We start from the raw sequence: 19,000 nt of genomic DNA on the forward strand, positions 1-19,000 counted from the left end.
TTTTAGCTGTTTACAAAAGCTAAAAGGCTGACCGTTTGCTTTTTAAAAAATATTCCAAAATTGAGGGACTTTTCCCACCTTCCCCAAATTGTATGGCTTTCAACCGAGCTCAGGACCCGTTATCAGATAATACTTATGGGGTAGGCCAGGGCAGTGATTGGCATGCAAATACATCCGTACAAGTTCACGCTGCTGGGTAAAACCCTGCTCCTTCAGCCAGCTGTTCATCTCCAGGCGCTCGGAGGCCATATCCAGTACCAATTCCATCCCGGTGCCCCATTCCAGGATGGCTGAGCGGAGAAGTTTTTTTGCTACCCCATCATTCTCTGCGACCATCGGCCCCAGTTGCAGGTATTTACTTCCCTTTCTACTCAGCAAAAAACCATTAATCCTTTCCTGATCCTTCGCCACATATGCGCCCTCCGGAAATGTTGCCATTACGTGCGACAGCACAATTTCCCTGTTTGTACCGAAAATGGGAGTATCATAGGAGGCAATTTCGCCAGGACCAACAGACTCCAATGGGAAAACGGAAGCAGGGAGGCCTCGCTGCTCCGAAAACGGAGCAGGCTTGCGGGTCCATCTGAAAAGCGAATATTCCTTTCTGAATCCCAATTTTTCGTACACCGCTTGCCCGGCAGGAGTAGCATCTAATTTAATGGTCTGCCGATCACTTAACCGGTCAATAAGCTCAAGCATCAGCCGTTTGCTGATACCTCTACGCCTGAATTCCTGCTGTACGAGCATCATCCCTATCCAGGCTAGTTTGGTATCATAAGCAAAAGCCGTTACGGTCGCTACAGTTTTTCCCTCCTTTCTTGCGACCAGGCAAAGTCTGGGATCCCCACCCAGAAACAGCTTCCAGTCTGCTTCGGTTTGGTTCCACCCTTCTGCGGCCTTTAGGGCCATTGCTGCTGGCAGATCTTCCTCCTGCATGTGTTTGATATATATTTCGGATTCCATAGGCTCAGGTATTCTTCCAAAGATGTAATATTTGCCAGTAAACGGGAAATATTTAACAGCAGTTGTTAATTTTTTTATATTTTAGGCCTTGAATATTGATACCAGAAGTACGAAAAAAAATAGACCCCGAAAACCACATGGTGCGTAACCTGATAAAACTGGAAATACTAAAAAGGGTAAGGAGCACATCCTTCGCCAGAAGTGCGGCTATTGGAGTTTTCGTTTTTTTTATTGGTATTTTTCTATTAGGGTACCTGTTTTTATTCGGTCTGGTACTCAACAGTCTGGTAAAAAACATACTCGAAAAAGACGATGCCATTCACTTTATCAATAGCTGTTTGCTGTACTTTTTTTTATTGGAACTCATATACCGGTACTTTATCCAGCAATTACCCGTCATTAGCCTTGGCAGCTTCCTGCACCTGCCCCTGGCAAAGTCCCATATCATCCATTTTCTTTTGGGCAGCAGTTTTATATCTCCGTTGAACATCATTTCTCTGCTCGTTTTCGGGCCATTTGCATTGATGGAGATCAAGCCGCTTTTTGGTGTCGGTCCCGCAAGTATATGGTTGACCGCCGTGGTACTCACAAGCTGGTCCATTCACTGGTTTATACTCTGGTTCAAGCAGCGGTTTGAAGATAGCCTCATAGGGACTTTAGCCGTGTTCACTACGCTCCTGATCAGTCTGGGGGCCAATTACCTTGGTTTATACGACCTGGGAGCTTTTTTTGAACCGGTTTTTACCTTCGCGCTTGAAAGTCCTGTCCCCGTCTTTCTCCTGCTTACCCTTGTGATCCTGAGTTATTTCCTCTGCTTTGCCTTTTACCGTCAAAATGCCTACCTGGAGGAGCTTAGCGAAAGGGAGCATCTGCAGTTTGCCAATAAAAACCTGGGTTTTTTGTCGAAATTCGGGCTGGCAGGAGAGATGGCCAATCTGGAATGGAAACTGATCATCCGGCACAAGAAAAGCAGGACTTACCTGATGCTATGCCTTATTTTTCTCTTGTATGGATTGATTTTTTACAATAATCCGGCCTATCAATCGGCCACAGGATTCAGTTACTCATTTATTTTCGTAGGCACTTTCATCACAGGTATTTTCATGCTCCAATACGGGCAACTTTTTTTGAGCTGGAATTCTCCGGTTTTCGACTTTTATGTCCATCAGAAAAACGGCCTGAAAGCACTGGTTAGAGGAAAATATCTTTTATTTACAGGGATATCGCTCATGAGCTTTGTGCTCTCTATTCCCTATGTTTATTTTGGCTGGGATGTTTTGCTGATACATCTGGCCACTTTTCTGTTCAATATCGGAGTTACCATGCATCTGGTCATCTATCTGGCTTTATGGAAACCAAAACCCATGGACCTCAACAAGGGGTCGATGTTTAACTACGAGGGAATGGGATTGTCTCAGTTTCTGATGTTCATCCCATTGGTCGCTGCGCCCTACGCCGTATTTTTGCCCTTTGCGTTCTGGTTTGGCGATTATGCAGGTTTGCTGGCCATGAGCATCGTCGGATTGTTTGGGATCCTGATTTTTCGAAAAGTATCCACTTCGGTAGCAGAGAAGGTCCTTGAAAACAAATATGAAATATCCTCGGCATTTCGACAGGAATTATGATAAAAATTAATGGCTTGAAAAAAATTTATGGAGCAACTACCGTACTCAATATCCCCGGGCTGACCATCCCTAAAAGCCAGTGTTTCGGGCTGGTGGGGAATAACGGCGCTGGTAAAACCACCTTGTTTCGCATCATGCTTGACCTGGTTCGGGCCACAGAGGGCGAGGTAATGGTGGATGAAGAAAATGTAAGCAAAGGAGAACAGTGGAAAACAAAAGTCGGTGCTTATCTGGATGAAAACATGCTGCTTTCCTTCCTGAGTCCGGAGGAATATTTTACTGCATTACGTAAAATATACCATCTTTCAGAGCAAGACCTGAACCTGCATTTGGAAAAATTTACCGACTTCTTCAATGGTGAAATCCTGGGAAGGAAAAAGTATATTCGTGATCTTTCGAAAGGAAACATCAAGAAAGTGGGGATTGCAGCAGCCATGCTGGGTAATCCCGAAGCCATCTTGCTGGACGAACCATTTGAGAACCTTGATCCAAGTTCCCAGATCCGGCTCAAAAAGCTCATCCTGAAAGAAAAGGATGCCAATCAGGTGACTTTTCTGATTTCCAGCCATGACCTGAACCACGTCATAGAAATTTGCGACCGAATCGTACTTCTGGAAAAAGGAGAGATGATCAAAGACCTGCAGGAAAAAAATGCCATGGCTGAGGAACTGAATGCTTATTTTAATGTAAGCTGAAACATCGCTCCGAAAATTGATGTTTTCTTTTCGGACAGACAGCCCTGACGAAACAAAAGCTAATAAACAACAGACATGAACAAGGCGTCCAACAGACGAAATTTTCTTAAAAAAGCCGGATTTAGCTCATTGGCAACGCTGCTTGGAGCTGAGATCGTATATGCGCTGCCCGATGGGTATACCCCCCTGGTGCTTCAGGGCAATAATGATCCGGTCAAACTATTCGGAAAACATAAAGACATGGTGGTGCTCAACGACCAGCCGTGGAATGTGGAGGCCCAGGCCCACCTGCTTGACGATCCCATTACTCCGGCGGATAAAATGTTTATCCGAAATAATGGAATAATCCCCGAAAATATCGATGTCGATAACTGGACATTGACCATCAGGGGAGAATCCGTAAGCCAGGAAAAAACATATTCGCTACAGGACTTGAAAAGCAATTTCCGCCAACACAGTTACCAGTTGGTTCTGGAGTGCGGAGGTAATGGCAGAAGCGAATACTATCCGCCTGCTGATGGTAATCAGTGGACAATAGGTGCGGTATCCTGCGCTAAATGGACAGGGATAAGGTTGGCGGACGTACTGGCCGATGTGGGTATCAAAGATAACGCTGTCTATATCGGATATTACGGGGCTGATACCCATCTGAGCAGAGACCCCAATAAATATCCGATATCCAGGGGAATACCGATTGCCAAAGCCATGGAGGACCAAACCCTGCTTGCCTATGCCATGAATGATGAGGATATCCCCATTGCCCATGGACACCCCCTGCGCCTCATAGCCTCTGGCTTTCCTGCCTCTGTTTCGGGTAAGTGGATACACAGCCTCGCAGTTCGTGACCGGGTGCATGATGGAGAAAAAATGGCACCGCCTTCCTACTCAGTGCCCTGTGAACCGGTACAGCCTGGAACAAATGTACCCAACGAGGACATGTGCATTATCGAACAGATGCCCGTCAAATCTTTGATCACCTATCCCAGGTCCGGAGCCATGCTCAGCGCATCACAGCGCCTGCCCATACGGGGTCATGCCTGGACGGGTACCACAAAGGTGAGCAAAGTGGAATATTCTGTAGATTTTGGCGCCAGCTGGAAGCCCTGTCGGCTGGATGCCGCTGTCAACCCCTATGCCTGGCAACATTTTGAAGCTGAGGTCTCTTTCCCGCAAAAAGGATATTATGAGGTATGGGCAAAAGCCACAGACAACACCGGACTGAGTCAGCCCATGCTCACTCCCGGCTGGAACCCCAAAGGATACCTGAACAATGCCTGTCACCGTATAGCCGTAAAAGTCACCTGAAAACATGCTACACTTGCCAAACAATCTGAGAATATTGATCGGCGGAGCCGTATTGGCGCTGATACTGACAGGGATCGCAGTCTATTTTCAGTCCCGGACAGACACCCTGCCTGCCGATGGAGAAATAAGAAATGCAGACAAACCACTCGCCGTGGAGGGGATCGAATCTGAAATCAAGGATGGCATTCACGAACCGACGGGATTCATCGCGGATGAAGGCCTTGACCTGGTCATAGCCCATTGCACCGCCTGCCACTCTGCCAAACTGGTGACCCAAAACAGGGCCGACCGGGAGGGCTGGAAAAAAATGATCAGGTGGATGCAGGACACGCAAAATCTATGGGAGCTGGGCGCGCAGGAAGCTGCCATTCTGGACTATCTCTCGGCAAATTATGCTCCTGTAAGCCGGGGCCGGCGGCCGCCCCTAACCGGCATCGAATGGTATGAATTGAAAGACTGACTCAGGGCCATTTGGCTACAAAAACCTGAATGAAATCCATAATTTTTCTATTAAAAGCCAGGCTGTTTCCACTTCGGGAATACGCCAATGCGAAGGGAGCATCTGAAAAAGTCTCACTGATACTTTTGGGGGTACCCGGATTACCCCTACTGTCGATCCTATTGGCGTAAATGGTATTGCCGCAGACATAGGCAAACTCCGGGATGTGAGGGTGCCAGCTCACCATGCTCTGCACCGGTGAATCATGAAAGCTTACCTGTACAGGCTCCCCGCCCAACGCAGGTACCAGGTATATCTGTACGATCCCCCGCTCGTCCCTGGCAAGATAGCTGATAAACTTCCCATCCATAGACGAACTGGCCCAGTGTCGGGGGACAGCAGCCACTCCGGGATATTTACGGTTTTCTGTGTAAGTCAGGCGTCTCCATCTGGCACCTTTCGGCGGCATGGGCATTTTATCCAGGCTTCCCTGAAGGGGACCATACTGGCCTTGCACATGGATTTCTTCAGGAATATCTACAATAAAAACCTCGGTAAACTTCCGCCCATCACCAGCTACCAGATCGCCGAGAAAAGCCCGGGAAAGTTGCCAGGAGCCATCCTTTTTCTGATAACCCTTTCTGCCTACCCACCAATCGCTATAGGCACGGCTGATCTCATCGCTACCGGGTTTTGGTGCTGCTACTACTTCTACCAGCAAGACCGAAAACCAGGTTCCCTGCACATTTCTCCCCTTCAAATCCACATCAACCTTTATCTCAGGCGCTGCTCTTTTGGCCACACCTATTGTTCTCAGGTCATGGGTACCGCCGGTTTTAGCCTCCAGTTTTACCATCAGGGCGTCGTTATAGGTAAATCCGATCCAGTTTCCATCACCGCTCCACTGGTGCCTGTGTGTACCTCCCCTGAGCGCACCGGGCGTAAAAGGTGCTGTCAGATCGCGGCTATCCATCCAGTGATTTTCACTGTGGGAGGATGCATCGACGATCATTCCCAGCCTTCGGTGAGCGGCATAAGCCCTTTCTTCGCTTGAAGGCATCAGGCCATGTATAAAAACCACCTTGTCTTCAAAAGGATGATAACTTACTGCACCCACCCCCGGGCCATGTGCACTGGAGTCCGGTGCCTGGTATACAAGTCTGGTCCGTCCGCTAGCGACATGGACCTTTTCGATCCTGCCGTTCTGCCCTATTCCAGACGGATGAGGCCGGGTATCATAGGCAATCCACTCATCATCGGGAGAAAAATTCTGGTTATGATCCAGCTCATGATTTTGAGAAGCATGGGTCAATTGACGCAGGTGCCATAGATCCTGGGATAATACTGACCCAAAAAGGGATGCCGCCAGGAAAAAAGAGAAGTAATATTTTAAAGATAATGGCATCATGTAAGGAAAACCGGTCAGTTCGTGTTAAATATACTACCCAACACCTCATTCCTACCATTTTTTAATCAATGTTACCGATTATTTTATAATTTCGGATTTGTGCTAAACATTCACCTGCTTAACCTGACACCTGAACAATGAAATATTTCGTTTTCGTCATGATTCTCCTCTTCTTCACCAATCTTTTTCCCATATGCTATGCTCAGGAGATTCGCTGGGAGCCAGTAGCACCTGGCATATGGAAGGGAATTACAGGAAGTCCCGAAGATTTCGATCTGTTGTCTGCAGCCACTCCCGAGCCAAGGATGGAAGCCATCGCCAAATTGGGTGAGGCGGCATTCCCCCTTGATTCCACTGAGACCCTTGCCAGACAAAGCGACGGCAAGACCTATTTGAAATTTCCCTTGGTGCGGGAGGAGCAGTTATTCGGTTTTGGCCTGAACTTCAAAACGGTACATCAGCGAGGCCGAATCCTTCGGCTTCACGTAGACCACTATGGAGGAGTGGATAATGGCAGGACTCACGCCCCGGTACCCTTTTATGTATCCGACAGAGGCTACGGAATATTTGTCAATTCCGCAAGATACCTTGACGTGTACGCAGGGTCTGGCTCGCGGCTGGATAGTAAGGACCCCGCTCTGGCCCGGGACCGAAACACAGACCCGAACTGGACTGCCAGCCCTTATTCTGATGCAGTAGAAATCCTTGTTCCGGCCGATGGCGTTGAAGTTTATTTGTTTGCAGGCCCCACTCCACTGAAAGCAGTCCAGCGGTTTAATCTGTTCAATGGCGGAGGCCCCCTGCCACCACGCTGGGGATTAGGCTTTACCCAGCGGGTCCACCGGCTTTATGATCAGGCCGAGGTGCTCGCAGAAGTAGATGAATTTGAAAAACGAGGCTTCCCGTTGGATTTTGTCGGACTGGAGCCCGGCTGGCTGAGTAAGTCTTACCCCAATACCTTCGACTGGGACCCGGGCCGGTTTCCGGATCCTGAAGGGCTGGTAGCCAGCCTGAAAAAAAAGGGGGTAGGATTAAACCTCTGGATCAACCCTTATGTCTCGCCGGATGCAGATTTTTTTTCGGAGCTAACGCCCTATTATGGCAGCCACACGGTATGGGCCGGGGCTGTGCCGGACCTGACCATGCAGGAAGCACAGCGTATTTATTGGCAGAAATTCAAAAAAGACCATGTTGACATTGGCGTATCGGGCTACAAGATTGATGAGGTAGATGGCTATGACCGCTGGCTGTGGCCCGATGTCGCGTCTTTTCCCTCCGGGCTCGCTGCAGAACAACTCAGGCAGACTTACGGGCTGTTGGTACAAAAGCAAAGTGCCCGTCTTTACCGCGACAAAAACCGAAGAACCTACGGATTGGTCAGGGCTTCCAATGGCGGAGGTGTACGCTTCCCCTATGTCTTGTACAACGATTATAACAACCATAAGGATTTCATTACTGCGCTTATCAACAGTGGATTTTCCGGCATTTTGTGGACGCCGGAAGCCAGGGCGTCCGATTCTGCCGAGGAATGGTTGCGGAGATTTCAAACGGTAGTATTTTCCCCCATGGCCATGATCAACGCCTGGGCCAGTGGTACCAAGCCCTGGACTTATCCGGAGGTAGCATCCGAAGTAAAAGCAATGGCACTATTGCGCATGCAGATGATGCCGTACTGGTACAGCAGTTTTGCACGGTATCATTTTGAAGGCATACCTCCTTTTCGCGGTATGAATCTGGAACCCGGATTTGTAGAAAAACCCGCTGGAGACGGTATTCGGAAAGTGGACCTGGAGGCCAACCCTTATGATGAAGCCACAAAAAAGGAGATCAAAGACCAATATATGGCAGGTCCATCCCTTCTGGTGGCACCCTTTTTTGCGGGTGAAAGCTCCAGAGAAGTGATATTGCCGGAGGGCAATTGGTACGACTTCTACGATGGAAGCTACGCAGGCAACGGTGAGATCATTACTGTTACCGCACGTCTGGACCAGATCCCTGTATTTGTCAGGGAAGGAGGAATCATCCCCCTGACGGGTCCCAGACTGCATGCCCCTGGAGAGGGGGAAACATTCGACCTGGAAATCCGACATTACGGAGAAACAGCTTCCAGTTTTTACCTGTATGATGATGATGGTGTCTCCTTTGCCTATGAAAAGGGAGACTATTCCTGGCGGGAAATCAGGGTGGAAAAAGATGAAAATGGCAACTGGAATGGCAGCATTTCCCGGGCGGAAGCGGGCAAACCTGACCATATCGGTAAAGTAAGCTGGACTTTTATGACCAAACCATAGGTTGTCGACCCATGCTGCTTCTGATGGTCACCAGATTTTGACGGCATAAGGCAAAAAAAGTGAATTCAAATAACTATATTTAATAGAATTAGTTATTCGAGTATGTATCTGTATCAATGAAGTGCCTACAAGTGATGGTCGCCATTCTACTGCGGCTAATCCGACGAGCTTGCAGCGCGGCTCACTGTCACCGGGAAGTGATCAATTGTGGAGCATCTATGAAATGAGTTAAAAAACGACAATGCTGTAAGGCAAGTCTCACTAAACTAAGATTAACCTAATATCAATTGTCTTCTATGAAAGTCATATTACAAAAGAATTTTTTCCTGATTGGACTGCTTCTTGTTCTCTCAGGCATTAACTCCTGTTCTACCAAAGTCACTTTTCCTGTGTCCGCTGTAGTTCCTGCAGCAGAGCCTGCCGCAAAAATAAGCAAAAACAAAACAGGAGGATACGATCTCGAATTGAATGTCAGCAAGCTTGCCTTACCGGAGAGGCTATCTCCACCAAAGAAGCATTACCTGGTCTGGATTGATACTGATCAGGGTTTACAAAAGCTGGGGGAATTGTCCAACAATAGTGGGATCTTCAGGAATCGTGGGAACGCCGCATTTGAAACCAACACCAGCTACCGTCCTACGGTCATATTGGTGACTGCTGAAAACGATTTGGAAACCAGCTTTCCCGGAAGTCATGTGGTATTAAAAAGCAGGCCTATTAAGATAAAATAAGTCGCAATATACTTGTTTTTTGTTTCCTCCCGGTAAGAGGTGAGGCCCCCTATTTCCGCTCTATTCTATCTGAAGTGACGTTTCCGGATAACTGCAGCTTGCCATTGCAGTATCAAACTTCCCACTCCACTCACATAAGACCACTGGTTAAATTTTAAACTTATATCAAAATAAAATAATTAAATTAGTAAACATTTGCTTAATTTTTTACCCATATATTAAATTTTTAACATATTTATTGAGTTTTTAGGTTAAAAAAATAGATCTATTTATTGCGATTTGCTTTTTTTATTTTCGTATGTGACCTATATTTACGACAGTAAAACATACAAGACTTCGTTTGCGCTGAGATGTTATGGCTACAGCTTGCCACAATATACCCGCAAATTGTAACAGCTTAGGAGGAATGTGGAAGGCATCCAGCTTTGGAAAACCTTCTATCAGCCTTTCTGACCCGATCCCGCTTATACCATCCATTTTTTTTATCCTTTCCCTGGTTAACGATTAATTGAATCGCCCATTCAATAGTCAGCCAATATTGATGTCCGGTTATTGGACCAATTTCTGGCTGCAAACTGAATGTAAAATGCCCATCCCGAAATAACCTCGCAGGCCGTAAAGCTGGTAAAACAGCTTGCTGGTTTTCCTGAACCCTGATTTGAATCAATACTTAACCACAAACAAATACAATTATGTTGAATCGTTTACCAAATTTAAAATTCAGGAGACACGTTTTCCTTTGCCTCCTACTGCTTTGCCCGCTGCTCAGCCGGGCGCAGGAAAAAAACATTAGCGGAACCATTTCCGACGAGAGCGGTGAGGGCATTCCTGGCGTAAGTGTAGTGATCAAGGGAACCCAGACAGGGAGCATTTCCGATATGGAGGGGAAATATTCCATCAGCGTACCGCAAGACAAAAGCACCCTCGTTTTCTCTTTTATTGGCTTTCTGAAGAAGGAAATTGCCATCGGGTCTTCGAATACCATAGATGTCACCATGGAAGAAGAAACAAAGCTATTGGGCGAAGTAGTTGTAACAGCACTGAACTTTGAAGAGGATCCGGATAATCTGGCGGCCACAAGCTCGAAAATATCCTCAGAGAGTGTCGTGAAATCCGGCGAAGCAAACTTGATTTCCGGTATGGCCGGAAAAGCTTCCGGTCTGCAGATTTCTGCCCAGGGAGCAGATCCTGGTGCGGGTGCATTGATTCAGATTCGCGGTCAAAGCACGATCACTGGCAATACCCAGCCTTTGATCATTTTGGATGGTGTGCCGATAAGCAATTCCATCGAAGGAGCCGGAGGCGGCGGGGTGGTGCAGCAATCCCGCCTAAATGACATCAATCCGAATGATATCGCTTCTATCCAGGTACTGAAAGGTGCCTCGGCGGCAGCTTTGTGGGGTTCGAGGGCCGCAAATGGGGTTATCGTCATCAACACCAAGAGCGGCAGAAAAGGGGACAAAATAAATATCGGGATCTCCTCTACCCTTTCTTTCGACCGGGTCAATACCTTCCATAGCGGACAGAGTAATTTCGGGCAGGGAATAAACGGTAACTACAGCCCTACCCACCCCAATTCCTGGGGCGACAAAATTGCTGACCGCTCCGGCGCTGCAGACCTGCTGGATGAAAGCGGTCGTTTTTTTGAAGCCCGGGATGGTACGCGATATTACCCCATCCTTCAGAAAAACAACCGGGAGACTTATGTTGATCACAATTTTGACCAGATATATGGTACGGGTACCTTTATGGACAATGCGATCAACATCAGCGGTGGAGATGAAAAGTCTGATTATTATTTCAGTGTGGGAGACCTGAATCAGCAGGGTATGATGCGTGGCAATAACGATTACCGCCGCACCACTCTTCGCCTGAACACCAGCAGGAAGTTCAATGATTTTGTTAAAATCACAAACCGAACCGGCTATACCAGGAGTTTTTCCAACCGCGTAGGCAGGGGGAACAACACATCAGGTGCCCAACTTGGCCTTTTGCGAACTCCGCCGGATTTTAACAACGAACACTATATCGGCAGCTACTATACCGGACCAAACGCCAGCCCGATAGAAAACCGCCAACGCTCCTACCGGCGGTACCTCGGAGATTCTCCCATCCCCATTTTCAATAATCCCCTTTGGACCATGTATGAACCGGAAAATACCTCTCTGGTGCATCGATTCATCAATAGCTTTGATCTGGAGGTCAAACCCGTAGATTGGTTTACCTTTAACACCAGACTGGGCATAGACAACTACAGTGACGAGCGAAAAGCCTACTTTCCGATCAGTGATTCCGCAGGGTCCGGGGAAGGCTTCTATTCCGAATCAATCACCAATGAGTCTGAAGTAAACCTCGACCTGATCGGTAGAGTTGTCAAAAATATCAGTCCCGCAATTTCTACAAGTCTCATTGTGGGTTTCAATGTGAATGACCGAAAATTTGTTTCCAGCGGCGGATCGATGAGAAGTTTCCTGATCCCTAATTCTCCTCCAAATTTTTCGAATGCCACAGAAGAAAACCGGACGCCTGAAAATTTTCAGAGAAATGTTCGGGTAGCCCGGGTCTACTCCAATTTGAACATGAGCCTCCGGGATGCCTTGTTTATAAACGTTTCTCTGGCAGGTGAGTCGGCCTCTACCTTTGGAGAAATGTCCGATAAAACTTTCTACTATCCTTCTTCGGACATTGCCTGGCAATTTTCTCAACTGGAGGCCATCGAAAATGCATCTTTTTTCAATTTCGGAAAACTACGGGCATCCTATGGTGTAGTGGGGGTGCAGCCTCTCCCTTACCGGTCAAACACTACCTTTAGTGCAACAGAGTTTTCGAACTCACCCTGGGGAGACAACATCAATGGGTCGCAATTCGGAAACGGGGCATACCTGATAGATACCGAACTGGGTGATGCCGAACTTCGGCCGGAAAGAAAAACGGAATATGAGATCGGTGCTGACATGAGGTTTTTGAACAACAAACTCCGAACATCCATCACCTACTATACCAACACGGTAGAAGATCTGCTTATACCTGTCTCGCTGGCGCCTTCAGTGGGTTTTGCCTCCACGTACACCAATGCGGCTACACTGGAAAACAATGGCTGGGAGGTCGACCTGGGAATTGACCTGATCAGTAAGGCCGACCTGAGATGGAGTCTGAATGGCAATTTCAACAGAAACAGAAACACGGTGTCCAATCTTGCCGGAACGGAATCTTTGATCCTGGCAGGTAGAGCCGACCGAGCCGATATGCGTGCAGTGGAAGGCTACCAGGCCGGTGTCTTCTGGGGTGGCAGATTTGAGCGGGATGCATCAGGGTCTCTGGTACTGGACGAAAACAATTTCCCCATGGCCGCCCCCACATCCGGCGTGATAGGTGATCCCAACCCGGATTGGAGAGGAGGATTTGGCACCACGGTATCCTATAGAAATCTCAGTCTGGACATTCTTTTTGAAACGTTTCAGGGAGGAGATTTTTTCGGGTTGACCAGGGGTGTGATGTATACCTTCGGCACACATGAAGATGTAGGCAATGAAGTAGTGCTGGACCAGGCACTCAGCAATTATGCCGGAGAAACATTCCCTGCGGGAAGTATCGTCAGAGGTAATGTTCATGATTTTGGAGGAGGCCCTGTATTACTGGACCAGACCTATTACACCTCCCTTGGAAGCGGATTGGGTTCCGCACCGGAACAATTTATCGAAGATGGGAGCTGGACAAGGTTAAGAGCGGTTACTTTGAGCTATCTGATCAATTCCGCAGGATTCAGGAATTTGACGAAGTTTCAATCGGCTGAAATCTCCGTTACGGGAAGAAACCTGCTTTTGTGGACAGGAGTTTCCGGCATCGACCCGGACACCAATTACTCCGGAAATATTTTTGCAAGGGGCTACGATTATTTCAACAGTCCGGGCAGCCGCTCCCTCTTGTTTTCCATTAAGTTAAATTATTAAAATGAACATTTCAAAAACGCTGAAGAAAATGAAATCCACATACATTAAGTCCCTGCTCTTGCTACTGATATCCGGCTTTACCGCCTGTGAAGCGGTAGTTGATGACCTGAACACGGATCCCAACAATCCTACAGATGCTTCAGCTGAGCTGATGCTCACTGGTGTACAACTGGCCGACATGTCCATTCACGAGGGCCATACGGCACGGGTGGCCGGCATGTGGTCGGGTTATTTTACGGGCATTGCCCGGCAGTACCCCGATTTCAGCAATTACAATGCGACCGGTGCCACTTTTGATCAAATCTGGGAAAACATATATGCTGCAGTTGTAAACAATGGCAATATCATCATTGAGAAATCACAAGGCCTGGATAACCGATTGATGATCGGCATCGTGAAGGTAATTCAGGCGCATGCCCTGGGCACTGCAGCGGCCTGCTGGGGCGATATACCGTTTACTGAAACCGGAAATATCAGGACCTTTCCAAATCCAAAATTTGATCCGCAGGAGGAGGTGTACCAAAACCTGCAGTTGATGCTGGATGAAGCCCTGGAATTGCTTCAGTCGGGTCTGGGTTCAGTTTCTCCCGATGCCGACATATTCTTGCAGGGTGACGGTCAAAAATGGATTGAAGTTGCCCATACCCTCAAAGCAAGATTATACCTGGAGCAACGCAACTACCCTGCTGCCTTTGAGCAAGCCGCGTTGGGTATAAGCAGTCCTGAAAACTCCCTGATGGCCCCCCATGGCACGGTTATCAATAGCAATGAAAACCTGATGTTTGCTTTTCTGCAGCGGGGACGATCAGGTGACATGAGCTCTCTGAATACCTACCTGAGCAAAATACTTAATCCGGAAAACGCGGCATACAAAGGAAACCCCAAAACCAACGAAGAGGCGCGGTTTCAGTATTATTTCCTGAACACGGACAACCTGGCCAACATCACGCCCAACACCTCGAGTGAAGAGGGTAACAGCGGGATTTTTGCCCGGGATGCTTCCTTCCCCCTCATCACCTATCAGGAAAATTTGCTGATCCAGGCCGAAGCGGGCATGAGAGCAGAGGGCTTTGAGACAGGGCTGGAACGGTTAAATGCCTACCGTTCCTACCTGCAATCGGGTGCATCGATGCATCCCAGCTACAGTGAGGGCTCCCTGGCATTTCGCTATGAACCCTATGAGCGCGCAGATTTTTCCGAAAGCGGTATGGCGTATAAAGCCGGAATGGATGAAAATGAATCCCTGCTCCATGAAATCCTTTTGGAAAGATATGTGGCGTTCTTCGGCCAAAAGCTTGGGTTTATCGATATCAGGAGGACAAGGATGGAGAAAGCAGGCGTACGTCCTACACCTAATGTGGGAAATGCCCTGCCGGAGAGATTTTTGTACAGCCAGAATGAGATCAACTCCAATACAAATGCACCGTCTCCCGTCCCGGGCCTATTTAACCCTACACCGGTTAATGTTAGTCCCTGATCAAGCGTGCACTTTACAAAAAATACAAAATCAAAAGGCTGAAATCATCATTAGCCCCACTGGGCAATGGTGATTTTTACCTGTTAAAAATTCTACAGCACTCGAAAAATCAACAGATAAAAAGATGAAAAAATCAATTCTAATCAGCCTGGTTCTTTTCGGCATGATTCCTCACCTTTCCGCTCAGGCCCAGATCAGAAGTACCGGCAAGAGCTTCGCAACCAGATCAGAAACCATCGCAAAAAATGGCATGGCTGCTACCAGTCACCCTCTTGCTACTGAGACCGCCCTGGAGGTGCTCAGAAACGGGGGCAATGCGGTAGATGCTGCCATTGCCGCCAATGCGGTGCTGGGTCTGGTAGAACCCACCGGCAACGGTATCGGCGGCGATATATTTGCCATTGTCTGGGATGAAGCATCACAAAAGCTTCATGCGATCAATGGAAGCGGACGTTCACCCAAAAGTCTTGATATTGACTATTTTCAGGAAAAAGGATTTAATGTCATCCCCTATCTGGGTCCGCTGCCGGTATCTGTACCTGGTTGTGTGGATGGCTGGTACACGCTCCATGAAAGATTCGGATCTGTTCCGATGAAAGACCTCCTACAGCCCGCCATCGATTATGCGATCGAGGGGTTTCCGGTGAGTGAAATCATCGCCGCCCGCTGGGCACGTGAAGTTCCAAGGAGAATTCAGTATCCGGGGTTCAGGGAAACCTTTACTTTCGATGGACAAGCCCCGAAAAAGGGAGAAATTTTCAAAAATCCGGATTTGGCCAATACCCTGAGCATGATCGCAGCAGGAGGCAGGGATGCATTTTATAAAGGAGAAATCGCCCGGACCATAGCAGCTTATATGGACGAAAACGGAGGGTTCCTTTCCTACGAAGACCTGGCTGAGCATCGCTCCGAATGGATAGAACCTGTCTCCACCAATTACAGAGGCTACGATATCTGGGAGCTGCCACCCAATGGCCAAGGTATTGCAGCCCTGCAAATCCTGAATATACTGGAAGGTTTTGACCTCAGCGCGATGGGTTTCGGTAGCGCAGACTATATCCACACCTTTACCGAAGCAAAAAAACTGGCTTATGAAGACCGGGCTAAATATTACGCCGATATGGATTTCAATGACATTCCTGTTGAGGAATTGATTTCCAAGGAGTACGCAGAACGGCGAAGAAGCCTGATCGACCCCAATGCTGCGGCCACCACACTGGATGCCGGCGAGCTCAATCAGGGCAGCACCATTTACCTGACCACAGCAGACAAGGAGGGCAATATGGTAAGCCTTATTCAAAGCAATTATGGAGGTATGGGTTCGGGTATGGTACCTACAGGGCTCGGTTTTGGCCTGCACAACCGGGGACAGATGTTCAATGTCAGGGATAGCGGGCATTTCAATGCCTTCGAACCTGGAAAACGACCCTTTCACACCATTATTCCAGCCTTTATTACCCGGGATGGCAAGCCTTTTATGAGTTTTGGGTTGATGGGCGGAGCCATTCAGCCGCAGGGGCACGCTCAGATCGTAATCAATATGATTGATTTTGGCATGAACGTGCAGGAGGCAGGAGATGCACCACGTATCAACCATACCGGATCATCTGAACCCACCGGCTCTGTGATGGAAGATGGCGGGACGTTGTACCTGGAATATGGCATCGATTACGAAGAAATCAGAAGTCTGATCAAGCTGGGACATGACGTAAAATACGGCAGGCCGGATGGCTTTGGAGGATACCAGGGGATCATGTACGATTACGAAAACAAGGTTTACTACGGTGCTTCCGAATCGCGGAAAGATGGCTATGCCGGGGGCTTTTAAGGCACTGCCTGGAAAGGCCATCCAAAGCTGAAGTACAAGGCCCAATTTCAGGCGTAGCACAATGAGAGTAATGGTGTAACGCAAAAATGTACTCCGTTGAACTGACTGCAGGTATACCAAAGGGACTCCGGAATTGGTATACCTGTATTTTTTATCGTCAGTTGGCAAATTTATTGCATGGATCGGGATAGGCAAAAATGCTTTAAACAAGATATTTCCCCGAAATCAGATTCTCATTTTCTGTTGCTGAAATTTTCAAACAGCTAAAATCCAATGATTTCAATAAATTTTCTAAATAAAATTCATACTTTTGCACCTTAATTCAATTTCACATGCAGAGTATCCGTAATATTGCGATTATCGCACACGTTGACCATGGCAAAACAACCCTGGTAGACAAAATCATCCACGCCTCAAAAATCTTCAGGGAAAACCAGCAATTCGAAGACCTGATCCTGGACAACAATGACCTCGAACGTGAACGGGGCATCACCATTCTATCCAAAAATGTATCGGTCAGGTATCAGGATATCAAGATAAACATCATAGACACTCCAGGTCACGCCGATTTCGGTGGTGAAGTGGAGCGGGTATTAAAAATGGCCGACGGGGTTATTTTGCTAGTAGATGCATTTGAGGGCCCCATGCCCCAAACCCGTTTTGTCCTGGGCAAAGCCCTGGAACTGGGGCTCACGCCTATCGTGGTGATCAACAAAGTCGATAAAGAAAATTGCCGGCCCGATGAAGTGCAGGAAGCCGTCTTTGAACTGATGTTTAATCTGGATGCTACGGAAGAGCAGTTGGAGTTTCACACCCTTTACGGTTCTGCCAAAAATAACTGGATGGGACCTGACTGGAAAAAGCCTACAGATTCCATTATCCCCCTACTGGACGCCATTGTAAAATACATCCCCGAGCCTAAAATCGAGGAGGGCACCACACAAATGCAGATCACCTCTCTGGATTATTCAAACTTTGTAGGCAGAATTGCGATTGGGCGGGTAAAAAGAGGCCATATCATCGAAGGCCAGCAATATGCGCTCTGCAAAGCAGACGGGAGCACGAAACGGGTAAAAGTAAAGGAGGTCCATGTATTTGAAGGCCTTGGCAAAAATAAGGTGTCAGAAGTACAGCCCGGAGACATCTGCGCCATAACCGGCATAGAGGGCTTTGACATTGGCGATACCGTGGCAGACCTGGAAAACCCGGAAGCACTACCCAGGATCACCATTGATGAGCCTACCATGAACATGCTTTTCACCATCAACAATTCTCCCTTTTTTGGTAAGGAAGGCAAATTCGTCACCTCCCGGCACCTGAGGGATCGATTGATGAAGGAGACGGAAAAGAACCTGGCCCTGCGGGTGGAACCCACGGACAGCGAGGATAAGTTTCTGGTGTATGGAAGAGGCATACTCCACTTGTCGGTTTTGATAGAGACCATGCGCAGGGAAGGATACGAAATACAGGTAGGACAGCCTCAGGTACTGTACAAGACCATTGACGGGCAAAAATACGAACCTATCGAGACTTTGGTGGTAGATGTACCGGATACTTCCGCCGGCAAGGTGATCGAGCTGGCTACCCAGCGTAAGGGTGAGCTACTGGTCATGGAGCCAAAAGGTGACCTGCAGCACCTGGAATTTAAGATTCCCTCCAGAGGTCTCATTGGTTTGCGAAACAATGTATTGACCGCCACACAGGGGGAAGCCATTATGAATCACCGATTTTCGGCCTACGAACCGTTCAAGGGTCCCATCCCCGGCCGGGTCAATGGCTCCCTGATTTCTATGGAAGGCGGTGCCTGCACAGCTTATGCCATAGATAAATTACAAGACAGGGGCTTCTTTTTTGTAGACCCAGGGGAAGAGTTGTATGCCGGACAGGTAATTGGCGAGCACTCCCGGGACAATGACATTGTCGTCAATGTGCAGAAGGGCAAGCAGCTCACCAACATGCGGGCTTCAGGTTCGGATACCAATACAAAAATTGCGCCGGCCAGAAAATTCTCTCTGGAAGAAGCCATGGAGTATATCCAAAAGGATGAATACCTGGAGGTAACCCCAAAAAATATCAGGATGCGGAAAATCCACCTGAATGAAAACGAACGCAATAAAGCTGCAAAAATGCAGGACGCCTAAAGCTTAGGGAAAGGATGGAATTAATTTTCCATCCTTTTTTTAATTCTGCAGCAGTGATTGCCCATATTTACTTAAATTTACAGGCATAAATGAATGAATAGTCCCGCAGGGAAAAGTGCCTATTCAGGCTCCCTGGTGGAAAGCATA

The 19,000-nt window shown here is 47.9% G+C and carries 12 protein-coding genes; 10 read left to right on the plus strand and 2 right to left on the minus strand.

Annotation, left to right across the window (positions count from 1 at the left end):
* Window positions 1-99 precede the first annotated feature (99 nt).
* Window positions 100-963, minus strand: a complete 864-nt coding sequence (locus tag BUB19_RS09885) for a GNAT family N-acetyltransferase (protein ID WP_073094380.1) — start codon at window positions 961-963, stop codon at window positions 100-102.
* Between the two features lie 95 nt (window positions 964-1,058).
* Here BUB19_RS09885 and BUB19_RS09890 point away from each other — a divergent pair, with 95 nt between their 5' ends.
* The 4 genes from BUB19_RS09890 (at window position 1,059) to BUB19_RS09905 (ending at window position 5,048) form a co-directional block, all read left to right on the plus strand.
* Entirely contained in the window at window positions 1,059-2,588 is a 1,530-nt protein-coding gene (locus tag BUB19_RS09890; protein ID WP_317041584.1) for a DUF5687 family protein, read from the plus strand.
* On the plus strand, window positions 2,585-3,283 hold the full coding sequence (locus BUB19_RS09895; RefSeq protein ID WP_073094381.1) for an ABC transporter ATP-binding protein: 699 nt from the start codon (window positions 2,585-2,587) through the stop codon (window positions 3,281-3,283). Before BUB19_RS09890 ends, BUB19_RS09895 begins: the two co-directional genes overlap by 4 nt.
* A gap of 75 nt (window positions 3,284-3,358) precedes the next feature.
* The gene (locus BUB19_RS09900; protein ID WP_073094382.1) at window positions 3,359-4,588 is read left to right on the plus strand and encodes a sulfite oxidase; all 1,230 of its coding nucleotides are present in this window, start codon (window positions 3,359-3,361) and stop codon (window positions 4,586-4,588) included.
* Between the two features lie 4 nt (window positions 4,589-4,592).
* The gene (locus BUB19_RS09905) at window positions 4,593-5,048 is read left to right on the plus strand and encodes a hypothetical protein (RefSeq protein WP_073094383.1); all 456 of its coding nucleotides are present in this window, start codon (window positions 4,593-4,595) and stop codon (window positions 5,046-5,048) included.
* 1 nt (window position 5,049) lies between these two features.
* On the opposite strand, the gene BUB19_RS09910 is transcribed toward BUB19_RS09905, so the two are convergent.
* On the minus strand, window positions 5,050-6,435 hold the full coding sequence (locus BUB19_RS09910) for a DUF3748 domain-containing protein (protein ID WP_084097162.1): 1,386 nt from the start codon (window positions 6,433-6,435) through the stop codon (window positions 5,050-5,052).
* Window positions 6,436-6,572: 137 nt separating this feature from the next.
* Between BUB19_RS09910 and BUB19_RS09915 the strand changes: the two genes are divergently transcribed.
* The 6 genes from BUB19_RS09915 (at window position 6,573) to typA (ending at window position 18,853) form a co-directional block, all read left to right on the plus strand.
* On the plus strand, window positions 6,573-8,726 hold the full coding sequence (locus BUB19_RS09915) for a TIM-barrel domain-containing protein (protein ID WP_073094384.1): 2,154 nt from the start codon (window positions 6,573-6,575) through the stop codon (window positions 8,724-8,726).
* Window positions 8,727-9,022: 296 nt separating this feature from the next.
* A complete protein-coding gene (locus BUB19_RS09920) occupies window positions 9,023-9,457 on the plus strand; it encodes a hypothetical protein (protein WP_073094385.1) in 435 nt (144 codons plus the stop codon).
* A gap of 692 nt (window positions 9,458-10,149) precedes the next feature.
* Complete coding sequence (locus BUB19_RS09930; protein WP_084097163.1) at window positions 10,150-13,407, plus strand: SusC/RagA family TonB-linked outer membrane protein; 3,258 nt, start codon at window positions 10,150-10,152, stop codon at window positions 13,405-13,407.
* 1 nt (window position 13,408) lies between these two features.
* Window positions 13,409-14,884: a SusD/RagB family nutrient-binding outer membrane lipoprotein gene (locus BUB19_RS09935; protein WP_084097165.1), complete on the plus strand. Its 1,476-nt coding sequence runs from the start codon at window positions 13,409-13,411 to the stop codon at window positions 14,882-14,884.
* Between the two features lie 124 nt (window positions 14,885-15,008).
* Window positions 15,009-16,712: a gamma-glutamyltransferase gene (ggt, locus tag BUB19_RS09940; protein ID WP_073094387.1), complete on the plus strand. Its 1,704-nt coding sequence runs from the start codon at window positions 15,009-15,011 to the stop codon at window positions 16,710-16,712.
* 332 nt (window positions 16,713-17,044) lie between these two features.
* On the plus strand, window positions 17,045-18,853 hold the full coding sequence (gene typA, locus BUB19_RS09945) for a translational GTPase TypA (protein WP_073094388.1): 1,809 nt from the start codon (window positions 17,045-17,047) through the stop codon (window positions 18,851-18,853).
* The last annotated feature ends 147 nt before the right edge of the window (window positions 18,854-19,000 follow it).

The organism is Cyclobacterium lianum (genome assembly GCF_900143075.1).
Taxonomy (GTDB): domain Bacteria; phylum Bacteroidota; class Bacteroidia; order Cytophagales; family Cyclobacteriaceae; genus Cyclobacterium; species Cyclobacterium lianum.

Excerpts from the sequence above, each read along its gene's own strand:
- typA (WP_073094388.1), top strand. The coding sequence starts at position 17,045 with ATGCAGAGTATCCGTAATATTGCGATTATCGCACACGTTGACCATGGC.
- BUB19_RS09895 (WP_073094381.1), top strand. The coding sequence starts at position 2,585 with ATGATAAAAATTAATGGCTTGAAAAAAATTTATGGAGCAACTACCGTA.
- BUB19_RS09920 (WP_073094385.1), top strand. The coding sequence starts at position 9,023 with ATGAAAGTCATATTACAAAAGAATTTTTTCCTGATTGGACTGCTTCTT.
- BUB19_RS09900 (WP_073094382.1), top strand. The coding sequence starts at position 3,359 with ATGAACAAGGCGTCCAACAGACGAAATTTTCTTAAAAAAGCCGGATTT.
- BUB19_RS09935 (WP_084097165.1), top strand. The coding sequence starts at position 13,409 with ATGAACATTTCAAAAACGCTGAAGAAAATGAAATCCACATACATTAAG.
- ggt (WP_073094387.1), top strand. The coding sequence starts at position 15,009 with ATGAAAAAATCAATTCTAATCAGCCTGGTTCTTTTCGGCATGATTCCT.
- BUB19_RS09915 (WP_073094384.1), top strand. The coding sequence starts at position 6,573 with ATGAAATATTTCGTTTTCGTCATGATTCTCCTCTTCTTCACCAATCTT.
- BUB19_RS09910 (WP_084097162.1), bottom strand. The coding sequence starts at position 6,435 with ATGATGCCATTATCTTTAAAATATTACTTCTCTTTTTTCCTGGCGGCA.
- BUB19_RS09905 (WP_073094383.1), top strand. The coding sequence starts at position 4,593 with ATGCTACACTTGCCAAACAATCTGAGAATATTGATCGGCGGAGCCGTA.
- BUB19_RS09885 (WP_073094380.1), bottom strand. The coding sequence starts at position 963 with ATGGAATCCGAAATATATATCAAACACATGCAGGAGGAAGATCTGCCA.
- BUB19_RS09930 (WP_084097163.1), top strand. The coding sequence starts at position 10,150 with ATGTTGAATCGTTTACCAAATTTAAAATTCAGGAGACACGTTTTCCTT.